Raw genomic sequence first — 12,851 nt, forward strand, 5'->3', positions numbered from 1 at the left:
GCCTTCTGAGCCATCTGGCTGAAAAGTGGCCAACGTGACGGCCGATTCCTGTGGTTCTCCGAGTGCAGGGCCAGCAGGCCCGTGACCGAGGGAGGCTCCGTGCGAGTGCACAGCAGGAAGAGGCGGCAGAAACGGGTGAGACGGGCGGTGGTCGCCGCCGCCGCGGCGCTCACGGTGGCGGCCGGGGGCATGACGTTCCTGCCCGCCGCGGGCGCCGCGGACGGCGCGGACGGCGGCGGTGGCGCGTTCGGTGCCGGGCCCGTGGACCGGGAGGTCACGCTCATCACCGGCGACCGGGTCCTGCTCGACGCGAGCGGCGAGGTCGTCGGGCTGCGGCGGGCCGAGGGCCGGGAGCGGGTCCCGGTCGCGGTGCGCGAGAGCGAGGACGGCGGCAGGCTCGTCGTTCCGCAGGACGCCGCCCCGTTGATCCGTCAGGGCCTCCTCGACGAGCGGCTCTTCGACGTCACGACGCTGAGCGGCGCGCCGTACCGGCGCCTCGCCGACGGAGGGCTGCCGGTCATCGTCCAGTACCGGGGCGACCGCCCCGCCGCCGAGGCCACGGCGCGGGCCGAGGTGCGCGAGGCGGCCCCGGCCGGGGAGCGGTCCTGGCTGGAGAGTGTCAACGGCGAGGCCGTGACGCTCCGGCCGGCCCAGGCGGCCGACACCTGGCAGGCGCTCACCCGTCCCGTGGACGCCTCGGCGTCCGGCGGGGGCGAGGGCGTGGGCGCCGCGACGCTGGCCCTGGAGCGGGGCGTCGCCGCGGTCGCGCTGGACGGCCTCCGCGAGGCCAGTCTCGACGTGAGCGTGCCGCGGATCGGCGCGCCCACGGCCTGGGAGGCCGGCTTCGACGGCACGGGCGCCACCATCGCCGTCCTCGACACCGGCATCGACACCACCCACGCCGACCTGGCGGGCGGGCAGGTCGTCGCCGAGCGCGACTTCACCTGGACCGGCCACACCGGGGACGTCAACGGCCACGGCACGCACGTCGCCTCGACGGCGGCGGGCAGCGGCGCCATGTCCGACGGCCTCTACAGCGGGGTGGCCCCCGGCGCCGACCTGATCAACGCGAAGGTCCTCGACGACTACGGATGGGGTCTGGACTCCGACATCATCCTGGGCATGGAGTGGGCCGTCGAGCAGGGGGCCGACGTCGTCAACATGAGCCTCGGCGGCCCGGACCGTCCGGAGCTCGACCCGCTGGAGGAGGCGGTCAACGTCCTGTCGGCCGAGTCCGGCGCCCTCTTCGTCATCGCGGCGGGGAACGACGGTCCCACGGGTGGCACGGTGGGGTCGCCCGCCAGCGCCGACGCCGCGCTGACGGTGGGCGCGGTGGACGACGCGGACCAGCCCGCCGACTTCTCGGCGCGCGGCCCCCGCGTCGGGGACGGGGCCCTCAAGCCCGACCTCGTGGCGCCGGGTGTCGACATCGGCGCCGCGGTCGTCCCCGGCAGCGAGGTGGAGCGGGAGGGCGAGCCCGTGGCCGAGGGGTACGCGGCGATATCCGGCACCTCCATGGCCTCCCCGCACGTGGCGGGCGCCGCCGCCCTGCTGGCGCAGCAGCATCCCGACTGGACGGGGGAGCGGATCAAGGCCGCGCTGATGGCCTCGGCCTCCGGGCTGACGGTCGGCGCCGCCGCCGGGAGCGAGGGCGTCCAGCATCCCGCTCTGACGCAGGGGGCCGGGCTGGTCGACGTGGCCCGAGCCGTCGAGCAGACGGTCGTCGCCGAGCCCTCCTCGCTGAGCTTCGGCACCGCCGCGTATCCGCACGGCGACGACGAGCCGGTGGCTCGGGAGCTGACGTACCGCAACCTCGGCTCCTCCGACGTCACCCTCGACCTCTCCCTGCGGGCCCAGGGCCCGGACGGCGCCCCCGCCCCCGAGGGCATGTTCACGCCCAGCGCGCACCAGGTCGCCGTCCCCGCCGGCGGCACGGCCGCCGTCACCGTCACGGCCGACCCCCGGCTCGGCGGCGACGTCACCGGCGCGTACAGCGTCTTCGTCACCGCCACCGCGGGCGGGGAGGGCGACGCCGGTGCCCAGACGGTCCGGACGGCGGGCGTGGTCGACCGGGAGTCCGAGCGGTACGACCTCACCATCGAGGCCACGGACCTGGACGGCAGCCCGTACGCCGACTGGGGCGTCTCGATCGAGCGCATGGACGGACCGCTGGGCAGCGTCCCGGTCTCCCAGGAGGAGGGAAGCGTCACGTTCCGCGTGCCGCCCGGCGAGTACTTCGCGGTCATGGACGGCGTGCGGCTCGACGCCGACGGGATGGTCACGGGCGGAGAGCGTTTCGTGCAGCCGCTGCTTCAGGTGAGCGGCGACACCGTGGTCCCCTTCGACACCCGGCAGGGCGAGGAGATCGACCTCGGCCTGTTCGAGGAGTCGGCCGCGCAGACCGACGTCATCCTCGGTCACGACCGTCGCGGCGCGATGAACGAGTTCCTGATCGTCCCGCCCGGCCTGCCGGACGGCTTCCGCACCCACCACCTGGGGCCCGAGATGTCCGGCGAGGAGTTCTCGGCCCTCGTCGCCACCGGCTGGCAGGCCGAGGGCGCCAGGTACCACACCTCGCACACCAGCGAGGGACGGTACTTCACGGGGCTGACCGAGCGGCTCGCCGAGGACGAGTTCGCCGAACTCGCCGTCGTGCAGGGCACCTCGGGCGCCGACCGCCTCGGCACGGTCGTGGTCTTCCCGGAGAACTCCCCGGCCACCGGGATGCGTGACTTCCTGTCGTACGACGAGCCCCTGCCCCAGGCCACCACGGAGTACGTGAGAGCCGGCGCCGGCGAGTGGGTGATCGGCGCCTCCCAGTTCAGCGCGGACCTCTCCGTCTGGGAGTCGGACTACCAGAGCCCGGCACGGACCTACGAGGCCGGTCAGCGGTACGAGCTCACCATGAACGTGGGCGTTTTCGGCCCCGACCTCGGCGAGAACGCCGGCCGCGGCCTCCACCGCACGGGCGACCTCCTCTTCAGCGACCTCGCCCCCTTCACCGACGGCCAGGGCAACGCGCTGATCAACGGACCCGCCGCCAGCTTCTCGATCAGCCTTCTTCGGGACGGCGAGCCGTTCCTGACGGAGGCCGACGCGCGGCACTGCGCCGGGTTCCAGCTGTCGCCCCCGGACATCAACCTGCCGAACTGCTTCCGTTTCCAGCTGCCGCCCGAGGAAGCGCGCTACGAGCTCGTCTCCACGATCAGCCGCGCCGGCATCAGCGAGGTGAGCACCGAGGTCACCACCGCGCTCAGCTTCACCTCGGGTCACGTGCCCGACGGGGAGGAGGCGGCGCTGCCCGCCTCGGTGGTCCGCTTCACGCCCGAGCTCGCCGAGGACTCCACGGCTCCGGCGGGCCAGCGCACCAGGATCCCCGTCACGGTCGAGGGCGCGGCGGCGGGGGAGAACCTCGCCTCCCTCACCCTCAGGGTCTCGGTCGACGGCGGCGAGACCTGGCGCAGGGCGCTCGTCCGGCGCGGGGCCGTCACCGTGGTCAACCCGCCCGCGGGCGGCTCGGTCTCCCTCCAGGCGGAGGTGACCGACCGGGACGGCAACACCACCACGCAGACCATCATCGACGCCTACCGCACGTCCTGACGCCGCCACGGCCGGGTGAGCGCCCGGCGTGGTGACGCGACGGGGGACGAGACCCGGCGCCCCGGCCGCTCCCGGGCCGGTGGCGCCCGGGGCTCGTCCCCCGCCCCGTGCCGGGGCTCAGTTCCTGTCCGTTTCCCGGTCCGCGCCCCTGCCCGTTTCCCTGTCCGTCTCGCCGTCCGGCACGGTGTCCGTCCCCTCCTCGGCCTCCAGCGCCCGCTCCAGGCTCGTCTCCGGCGGCCCCGCGAAGCGCGGCGCGGGCGTCGTGAACACGTCCCACACCGCCGTCGTCGCCGCGGCCATCTCCCGCACCACGCTGTACACGTAGATCCCGCTGGTCCACTCCGGCACCCCCACGCCCCAGGCGTCGATGCCTGCGGCCTCGCACAGCGCGAGGGCCCTCGGTATGTGGAAGTCCTGCGACACCAGCAGCGCCTGGCGCACACCGAAGACCTGGTGCGCCCGCGCGCAGGAGTCCCACGTGCTGAAGCCCGCGTAGTCCGCCACGATGTGGCGGGAGGGCACCCCCGCGGCGAGCAGGTGACGCCGCATGGCGTCCGGCTCGTTGTACTCGCGGGTGCTGTTGTCGCCCGTGACGAGCAGGGCGCGGACGCGCCCCGCGTGGTACAGCTCGGCGGCGGCGTCCAGCCGGTGCTCCAGCCACCGCGTCGGCTGCCCGTCGGGCCGCACCCCCGCACCGAACACGATCGCCACCGGCGCCGACGGCGCGTCCTCGACGCTCCTGATCCGATCACTGCTCGTGACGTACACCCAGGTGTACGGCAGCAGCGCCAGCACACTCGTCAGCATCGCGGCCCACAGCAGCCGCCGCCTGCCCCGCAGGGTCCGCGGCAGCCGGAGCCACGGCGGCCGCACCCCTCGCGGCGCGTGAGGCCGAGCCGTCCGCTTCGCGTTCTCCGTCACACCCTGTACACGATCGGCTCGACCCCGGAGTTCCGACCGGCGCCCCTCACCCCGTCAGCACGCCGTCAGCATCCCGTCAGCCCCCCGCCAGTGTCCGGCCGGGAGCCCGTCCGTACCGCGCCGGGGCCCGTCAGTCGCCCTCGGCGAGCAGCCGTTCCACGGTCGCCACCTTCGAGCTCAGGCCGTCGGTGACGCCCTCGTTGAGGTCGGCCTTCATCACGACGCTCACCCGCGCCGCGTGCGCCTGCACCGCCTCGACGGCCCGCTTCACCACGTCCATGACCTCGTCCCAGTCCCCCTCCACCGAGGTGAACATGGCATCGGTCCGGTACGGCAGCCCACTGTCCCGCACCACGCGCACGGCGTCGGCCACGGCGCTGCCCACATGCTGTCCGACGCCGATCGGCGTCACGGAGAACGCGACGATCACGGTGCTCCACCTCGTCCACCAGTCCGGGAACGCCACGTGAGGCGCTCCGTCCACGGCGCATCGTAGTTCCCCCGCCGCTCCCTCCACGGATCCGCGGTCGACGACCTACAGTGAGCCGGTGACGAATCCTTCCCGCCGCATCGGCGTCATGTTCGACCGGTCCCAACGCCCAGAGGACCTCCAGGGCTTCGCCCGGGAGGCCGAGGAGGCGGGCGTCGACGACCTGTGGCTCGTCGAGGACCTCGGCTGGGCCGGCTCCGTGGCCTCCGCCGCCCTCGCGCTCGCCGCGACCCGGCGGCTGCGCGTCGGCATCGGCATCATGCCCGTGCCGCTGCGCAACCCCGCGCTCCTCGCCATGGAGCTCGCCACCCTCGCCCGCGTCCACCCCGGCCGCCTCGTCGTCGGCCTCGGTCACGGGGTGCCCGCGTGGATGGCGCAGGTCGGCGCGGACACCCCCACCAAGCTCGCCCTACTGGAGGAGACCCTCACCACCGTCCGCACCCTGCTGCGCGGCGAGACCGCCACCGTCGACGGCCGCGCCGTGCGCGTCGACGGCGTGAAGCTGGTCCACCCTCCGGCCGCCGACGCCGTTCCCCCGCTGGTCACCGGCGTCGTGCAGCCGCGTTCCCTCCAGCTGTCCGGCCGCGTCGCCGACGGCACGATCCTCGCCGAGGGGCAGGGGCCCGCCCGCGTCCTCGCCGCCCTCGACCACATCGCCACCGGCCGCGCCGCGGCCCCGGCGGACTCCGCGCCGGACGGCCACGAGCTCATCGTCTTCACCCACCTCTGCGTCAGCGAGGACGCGGAACGGCTGGCGGCGGCCACGGCCCCGATCGTCGCCGAGTACTCCGAGTGGCTCGGCATCCCACCGGAGGACGTCTTCCTCGCGGCCGGGAACGTCTCCACCGCGGCCGGCCGCGTCCACGGCCTGTGGGGTGCGGGCGCCGCCACCGTCGTGCTCCGTCCCGTCGGCGACGACCCCCTCGCCCAGGTCCGCGACGTCCTGCCCAGCCTCACCCCCTGACCACCACCCCGCCCTCCCACCCGCTCTCCTCGTACGCCGTCCCCCGCCGGTGTCCACCCCGCCGCTGGCGCCCCCGCCGTCGGCGCCCGCCCGTGCCCCAATGGCCGCCAACGGGGTGCCACTCCGGGCCCCCGGCTCGCCACGCGCACCCCGTCAGGGTCCAAAGACGTGCACGCAAGAGGCCACCTGGCTACGATTGGCCCTGTCGGTCGCGCCATCCCCCGGGCCAGACTCGCCACCATGAGCCAGGAGCTGCACCCGGAGACCCGCACCGTCCACCACCCCGTCGCCGAGCCCACCGGCAGCACGCCCCACGGAGTCCCGATCCACCAGGGACACCTCTTCTCCTTCGCCGACGCCGAGGAGCTGTCCGCCGCCTTCCACGACCCCCGCGGCGCGTTCTTCTACGGCCGCTTCGGCAACCCCACCGTCCGCACCCTCCAGGACGCCGTCACCGGGCTGGAGGGCGGCCACGCGGCCATCGCGTTCTCCTCCGGCATGGCGGCGGTCAACGCCGTGCTCTTCGCCCTGCTCAGCCCCGGCGACCACGTCGTCGCGCAGCGCCGCCTCTACGGGGGCACGTACGCCACGCTCGGCGACCTCTCCAGCCGCTGGGGCGTGGAGCTCACCCTCGTCTCCGGCGACGACCCCGAGGAGCTGCGGGCCGCCCTGCGCCCCACCACCCGCGTGCTCCTGCTGGAAACCATCGCCAACCCCACGACCCGCGTGAGCGACCTCCCCACCCTCATCGGCGAGGTCGCCGGCCGCGACATCACCACCGTCGTGGACAACACCTTCGCGACGCCCCTGCTGTGCCGCCCCCTCGACCACGGCGCCGACGTCGTCCTCCACTCCGCCACCAAGTACCTCGGCGGCCACTCCGACGTCCTCGGCGGGATCGCCGTCTTCGGCTCGGACGAGCCGCACGACCGGGTCTGGCACCACGCGACCGAACTGGGCGCCACCGCCGACCCGTTCGCCGCCTGGCTGACCCTCCGCGGCATGCAGACGCTCGCGCTGCGCGTGGAGCGCCAGTGCGCCACCGCGCTCACCCTCGCCCGCCGCCTGGCCGACCACCCCGCCGTGGCCACCGTCCACTACCCGGGACTGCCCAGCCACCCCGACCACGCCGTCGCGCGACGCCTGTTGAACGGCCGCGGCGGTGGCGTCCTGGCCTTCGACCTCGTCGGCGGCAGGCCCGCGGGCCGCGCGTTCATCGAGTCCGTGCGACTGGCCTCGCTCAGCGTCTCGCTCGGCGACGTCACCACCCTCGTGATGCACCCTGCCAGCACCTCACACCGGCAGTTGGACGCCGACGCCCTCGCGGCGGCGGGCATCGGCGAGGGCACGGTCCGCCTCTCCGTCGGCGTCGAACACCCCGACGACCTCTGGAACGACCTGGACCAGGCCCTGTCCAAGGCGGCGTGACCACGACACGGCGGCGGGCTGTTTCGCGGCTGGCAGAACGCCACGACCCCGCCGCCGACTTCACCGCGCCTACCCTGAAGAGATGAGCAGCCACGCCCCGGACCCCCGACGGGAGCCGCTGTGGCGGCACGTCGTCGGTGACGTCCTTCGCCACGAGCGCCGCACGCAGCGGCGCACGCTCAAGGACGTCGCCGACGCCGCCCGCATCTCGATGCCGTACCTCTCCGAGGTGGAACGCGGCCGGAAGGAGGCGTCCTCCGAGGTTCTCGCCGCCGCCGCGCACGCCCTCGGGCTCAGCCTGGCCGACCTCCTCGCCCGCGCCCAGGACGAGCTCGCCCGGCTGGCCCCGGAGCCCGCGGCCCCCGCGCCCGCGGTCGTGCCGGTCCCGACGGACGGCACGGTCACCTCGCTCACGCAGCTCCGCGCCCGGCGCGCCGCGGTGGGGGCGAGCCGCCCCACCACGACGCACCGGACCGAGCTCCTCGCGGTCGCCGCCTGACGCCACCCCCACGAGGGGCGCCTCAGCGCGTCAGGCACCTCAGGCGACGGCCAGGGCCGCGCCGCGCCGCGTGAGCACGTGGTCGGCGAGCCCGTAGGCGACGGCCTCCTGCGCCGAGAAGATCTTGTCCCGGTCCATGTCGGCGCGGAGGGCGGCCACGTCGTGCCCGGTGTGCCGGGCGAGGACCTCCTCCACCTGCGAGCGGATCCGCAGCATCTCCTTGGCGTGCACGCTGAGGTCCGAGATCATCCCCCGCTGCCCCCCGGTCGCCGGCTGCCCCAGCAGCACCCGCGCGTGCTCCAGGACGGCCCGCCGCCCCGGGTCGCCGCCGGCCAGCAGCACCGCGGCCGTCGAGGCGGCCTGGCCGACGCAGAACGTCGAGATCGGCGCGTTGACGAAGCTCATCGTGTCGTAGATCGCCATCAGCGAGGTGTACGAGCCGCCGGGGGAGTTGATGTAGATCGAGATCTCCGTGTCGGGGCTCGCGGACTCCAGGTGCAGGAGCTGGGCGATGACGACGTTCGCGACGCCGTCGTCGATCTCCGTGCCGAGGAAGATGACCCGCTCGGCGAGCAACTTGCTGTAGATGTCGTAGGCCCGCTCGCCCTGCGGCGTGCGCTCGACGACGTTCGGGATCGTGTACTGGCCCATGCCCCTCACACCCCCAGTCCCACGCGCCGCGCGCCGCGAGGGCGGACGTCGTCGAGGGAGACGACGACCTGGTCGACCATGCCGTACTCCTTCGCCTCCTCGGCCGTGAACCACCGGTCCCGGTCGGCGTCCCGCGAGAGCGTCTCCTGCGACTGGCCGGTGTGCTCCGAGAGGATCCGCTCCACGACCGCCTTCATGAACTCGTGGTTCTGGGCCTGGATCGCGATGTCCGCCACCGTGCCGCCGATGCCGGCCGACGGCTGGTGCATCATGATCCGCGCGTTCGGCAGCGCGAACCGCTTCCCCTTCGCGCCGACGGTCAGCAGGAACTGCCCCATGCTGGCCGCGAACCCGACGGCGAGCGTCGCCACGTCGTTCGGGATCAGACGCATCGTGTCGTAGATCGCGAGCCCGTCGTGGACCGAGCCGCCGGGGCTGTTGATGTACAGGCTGATGTCGGTCCTGGGGTCCTCGGCCGACAGCAGCAGCAGCTGCGCGCAGACCCGGTTCGCCGACACGGCGTCGACCTCGCTGCCGAGCACCACGATCCGCTGTCCCAGCAGCTGCGCGGCCAGGTGGTCGTCGAACGGCGTCGGCCTCGACTCACCCTCTGCCGCGCGCGGCGCCAGCGACGCCCGCGGCGACGCCGCCGCGGGCGCCGTCCCCGGATACCTTCCCAGCGGTCCCATCGCTCCTCCTCCCGCACCCGCGGTGCCGTCCACCGCGGCGATCACCTCCACTGTCGACCCGAACCCGCCCCCACGTGGGACTTCTTGGCCCGCGGCAGATTCGCCCTGGGCAGAGGGGCCGCGGGAACGGCAGCGGGAGCAGGAGCAGGAGCCTCCCGCGCTTCCCTCGCCTCGCCGCGACGCGCCCGTCCCCGCTCCGGAGCCGGGCCCGCCGTCACCCGACCGGAGCAATCATCGCGCTGACGACACCCGACCGTGTCGTACTGGAAGGTGGCGACCGCCCCCGGCTGGCCCGGTCCACCCGATCCGCCACGACCGGCCCGACCGGGCCCGCCCCGACCACGCCACTCCGCCTGCCGGCGATCCGCCTCAGCCGGACGAGGAGCCCTGATGCCCGAGAGCGAAGACCCCGCATCCAGGAGCGGACCGAAGCAGAAACGGCCGTTGCGCACCGTGCTGGCCAGACGAAAGCCACCCGTCGGCCCCGAGGCGCGGCGCGCGACCGAACCGCCGACGGAACCGACCGAACCGCCGACGGAACGGCCGACACCGGCCGGAACAAGCGGCGCCGACCGCGTCACCGAGGTGGGCAGGTCCAAGGCACCCTGGCTCGAACTCCCCTACGCCTGGATCTCCTACCTGCGCACGGAACTCAACCGGCAGAGGTGCCGGCAGGAGGGACCGGACTCCTGCGACCGGGCAGAGCTCGTCGCCGGGGCCGACCGCCACCTGGCGCTCGCGGAGGCGGCGTACCGCGAGGAGAAACGCCTCTTCACCACGGACAACCGTCGGGAACGCATCTGGGCCAACGTGAGAGCCGCCGACGTGAACGTTCTGGCCCTCAGCTCGGACGACGAGCTGCGCGCCCGGTGCGGCCAGGTCATGGAGATGGTGCAGACCTACCTCCACGAGGGAAGTCCGCAGCGCGTCAGGGCCGAGCGCGTCTACCGGAAGATGGCGGAAGGGGGCCGTCGCGAGAACGAGGAGGCGGCGATATCGCCCCAGGACCGAGCGACCATGGTGCAGGCACTCCGCGTCGCCTACGCGATCCTCGACACCCGGTCACGGCGCGTCCGACTCTTCGCGAACATCCTGTGGCTCGCCACCGCGCTGACGCTGGTGGGCGCCGCGGGCATCGCGCTGTGGGGCGCGCTCGACCCCCAGACCCTGAACCTCTGCTTCCCCCACCCCGAGAAGACGGACCTCATCTCGGACGGCGCCCGGGAGGGCGTGGTCGTCTGTCCCACGGGGGAGCACGTCATCGGCGACGGGCGCTTCGCCGGCGAGTACGCCGATCGCATGGACGTCCTCTCCGTGGAACTCGCCGGACTCGTGGGCGCCACCCTGACGACCATCGCGGCCCTGCGGAGGACCAGCGGCGACTACACCTCCCCCCACGCGCTGCCCCTGGCCGTGGCCATGCTCAAGTTCCCGCTCGGGGCGATCGCGGCCTTCATCGGCGTCCTCTTCATCCGGGGCGCCTTCCTCCCGGGGCTCAGCGCGCTCGACACCCCGACCCAGATCATCGCCTGGGCCGTCATCTTCGGCGCGGCCCAGCAGCTCGTGACCCACCTCATCGACCAGAAGGCCCAGACGACCCTCTCCGGAGTCCGCAAACCACCCGGCCCCCCCGAACGAACCCCGACGACGGAACGCTAGCCCTCACCTCGCCAGGGACCGCCCGGCCCGGCGTCCCCTGACCGACAGCGCGCCTCCAGCATCGTCTGGCCCACACCCATCGCCCGGCCAGCCTGGCCGACTCCGCGCGCGCCCACCTGGCGCTGATCAGTCCCGGCCGGACCGCCTCGGAAGGCTGACCGGAGCCGGGCACCCGAAGGGAGGTATGAGCAGGAGGCAGGTTCTCCAGCCCACTCGCACCTCCCTGTCGCGGTCGTGATCAGCCGTCCGCGGGGGCCACGCCCACCGGGCAGGAGATGCCCGTGCCGCCCAGGCCGCAGTAGCCGGCCGGGTTCTTGTCGAGGTACTGCTGGTGGTATGACTACTTCTCAGGCATTAATTTATGCAGGGGGTAGCCATGGCCAGCGACGACGAACTGATACCCGTGCTCTCCTACGCCCGCATCTCCTCGGACACCGAGAAGGACGAGCACGGCGTGGAAGACCAGCACAAACTCAACAGGAGCACCGCCCAGCGCCACGGTTGCAAGGTCGTGGCCGAGATCACCGACAACGACGTCTCGGCGGCCAAGGCCGACGTGACGCGCGACGGTTTCGAGACCATGCTGCGCGCGCTCAGGGCGGGCCGGTTGCCTGACGGCCAGGTGGTGCGCGGCGTCGTGGTCGTCGCGGACGACCGCCTGGTCCGTCGTGCCGGAGACTACGAACGGTTCGTCGACGCCCTCACCTACGACGACGGCCGCGTCTACGCCGACGCCAAGGGCCCGAAGAACCTGTACAGCGAGGACGTCGAGGCCATGGGACTGTTCGGCGTCGTCATCTCCAAGATCGAGGTACGCAAGATTCAGCGAAGGCTACGAGACAACCACCGGTCGCGCGCGGAACGCGGTGTTCCCGTCGGTGGGACCCGTCCGTTCGGATGGAACGCGGACAAGAAGACCCTGAACGAGGCGGAAGCGCCGTACCTCCGCCAGGCCATCAGGGACTTCGCTCGGGGCAAGTCGCTCACGGCCATCTGCGCGGAGTGGCGGGACGCGGGAGTCAAGACGACCCTGGGCAACGACTGGACCCTTCGTTCCCTCAAGCTCACTCTCTGGAACCCGAGGTCGTGCGGCTGGCGTAGGTACCGGGGCGAGATCCTGCGGGACGAGGAGGGGAACCCGATCGTCGGCCAGTGGGAAACCGTCGTGAGCCCGGGGGAGTGGGAAGCCGTTGACGCGCTCTTCCGGGCCAGGCAGGGGCGCGCCGTCGGCACGGGCCAGGAGATCGGCGAGGTCCTTCCGGAGAACTTCAGCCAGGCCCGTCACCTGCTCACGGGCCTTCTGCGCTGCGGGCGCTCCCATGACGGCGAGCTGTGCGGCACCGCGCTCCGCGTGTCCCGCCACAAGGACGTCAAGTCCCACCTGTACGTCTGCCCGTCCAAGGCGGCCGGCGGCTGTGGTGGACTCGGGCGCCGGGGTGACCTGGTCGACGAGTACGTCACCGAGGCGGTGCTGGCGAAGCTGGAGGAGCGCCAGGCCCGCGCCGCCAGCGTGGAGCCGTGGGACGGGGAGGACCGGATCAAGCGGCTCATCGGGAAGCGGAGCACGTTGACGGACAGGTGGGAGGAAGACGAGATCAGCGACGACGTCTACTTCCCGCGTGTCAAGAAGATCGAGACCCAGCTGAAGGAGTTGCGAGCCGAGAAGGCCCGCTGGGAGGCACGGGCCGCGCGAGCCGAGGCGACGGGGGGCGACGTTCGGGAGAGGTGGAGCACGATGCACCTGTCGCAGAAGCGCGCGCTTCTCTTCGAAGCGCTGCACGCCGTCATCGTGTCGCCGTCGGGCAAGGGCCGGAAGCCCTTCAACCCCGACCTGTTGAAGCCGGTGTGGAAGGAAGACTGATCCCGGACCGTGGGCGCCGCCCTGCGGAGCGCTGCCCGCGTCCGTCACGTCGTTCCAACTCCAGGCCGAGGATTCCTGAGATGCGCCGC

General features: G+C 73.2%; 10 protein-coding genes and 1 pseudogene. 6 read left to right on the plus strand and 5 right to left on the minus strand.

Going from position 1 to position 12,851, the window contains the following annotated elements; genetic code table 11:
• Positions 1–135: 135 nt before the first annotated feature.
• Positions 136–3,600, plus strand: a complete 3,465-nt coding sequence (locus ACTWP5_RS16535) for a S8 family serine peptidase (protein ID WP_443221725.1) — start codon at positions 136–138, stop codon at positions 3,598–3,600.
• Between the two features lie 117 nt (positions 3,601–3,717).
• Here ACTWP5_RS16535 and ACTWP5_RS16540 read toward each other — a convergent pair whose 3' ends face one another.
• Positions 3,718–4,407 carry a SanA/YdcF family protein gene (locus tag ACTWP5_RS16540; protein ID WP_443221726.1) on the minus strand — a complete coding sequence of 230 codons (690 nt, stop codon included), beginning with the start codon at positions 4,405–4,407 and terminating at the stop codon, positions 3,718–3,720.
• Between the two features lie 244 nt (positions 4,408–4,651).
• The gene (locus tag ACTWP5_RS16545; protein ID WP_443221727.1) at positions 4,652–4,951 is read right to left on the minus strand and encodes an MTH1187 family thiamine-binding protein; all 300 of its coding nucleotides are present in this window, start codon (positions 4,949–4,951) and stop codon (positions 4,652–4,654) included.
• 118 nt (positions 4,952–5,069) lie between these two features.
• Between ACTWP5_RS16545 and ACTWP5_RS16550 the strand changes: the two genes are divergently transcribed.
• The 3 genes from ACTWP5_RS16550 (at position 5,070) to ACTWP5_RS16560 (ending at position 7,902) form a co-directional block, all read left to right on the plus strand.
• A complete protein-coding gene (locus ACTWP5_RS16550) occupies positions 5,070–5,975 on the plus strand; it encodes an LLM class flavin-dependent oxidoreductase (RefSeq protein WP_443221728.1) in 906 nt (301 codons plus the stop codon).
• A 240-nt stretch (positions 5,976–6,215) separates the two neighbouring features.
• Entirely contained in the window at positions 6,216–7,403 is a 1,188-nt protein-coding gene (locus tag ACTWP5_RS16555) for a trans-sulfuration enzyme family protein (RefSeq protein ID WP_443221729.1), read from the plus strand.
• An 82-nt stretch (positions 7,404–7,485) separates the two neighbouring features.
• Positions 7,486–7,902 (plus strand): helix-turn-helix domain-containing protein, encoded by a 417-nt coding sequence (locus ACTWP5_RS16560; protein WP_443221730.1) that lies wholly within the window; start codon positions 7,486–7,488, stop codon positions 7,900–7,902.
• 39 nt (positions 7,903–7,941) lie between these two features.
• On the opposite strand, the gene ACTWP5_RS16565 is transcribed toward ACTWP5_RS16560, so the two are convergent.
• Together ACTWP5_RS16565 and ACTWP5_RS16570 are read right to left on the minus strand one after the other, a co-directional pair.
• Complete coding sequence (locus ACTWP5_RS16565) at positions 7,942–8,553, minus strand: ClpP family protease (RefSeq protein ID WP_443221731.1); 612 nt, start codon at positions 8,551–8,553, stop codon at positions 7,942–7,944.
• Between the two features lie 5 nt (positions 8,554–8,558).
• Positions 8,559–9,242, minus strand: coding sequence for a ClpP family protease (locus ACTWP5_RS16570; RefSeq protein ID WP_443221732.1), 684 nt, complete (start codon positions 9,240–9,242; stop codon positions 8,559–8,561).
• Between the two features lie 390 nt (positions 9,243–9,632).
• Between ACTWP5_RS16570 and ACTWP5_RS16575 the strand changes: the two genes are divergently transcribed.
• On the plus strand, positions 9,633–10,901 hold the full coding sequence (locus ACTWP5_RS16575; protein ID WP_443221733.1) for a hypothetical protein: 1,269 nt from the start codon (positions 9,633–9,635) through the stop codon (positions 10,899–10,901).
• A 238-nt stretch (positions 10,902–11,139) separates the two neighbouring features.
• On the opposite strand, the pseudogene ACTWP5_RS16580 reads toward ACTWP5_RS16575, so the two are convergent.
• Positions 11,140–11,241: pseudogene (locus ACTWP5_RS16580) on the minus strand (peptide-methionine (S)-S-oxide reductase MsrA); the annotation flags it as partial.
• Positions 11,242–11,277: 36 nt separating this feature from the next.
• On the opposite strand from ACTWP5_RS16580, the gene ACTWP5_RS16585 reads away from it, so the two are divergent.
• Positions 11,278–12,762, plus strand: coding sequence for a recombinase family protein (locus tag ACTWP5_RS16585; RefSeq protein ID WP_443221734.1), 1,485 nt, complete (start codon positions 11,278–11,280; stop codon positions 12,760–12,762).
• Positions 12,763–12,851: the final 89 nt, after the last annotated feature.

This window comes from Streptomyces sp. 4N509B (assembly GCF_052245655.1).
In the GTDB taxonomy this organism is placed as follows: domain Bacteria; phylum Actinomycetota; class Actinomycetes; order Streptomycetales; family Streptomycetaceae; genus Streptomyces.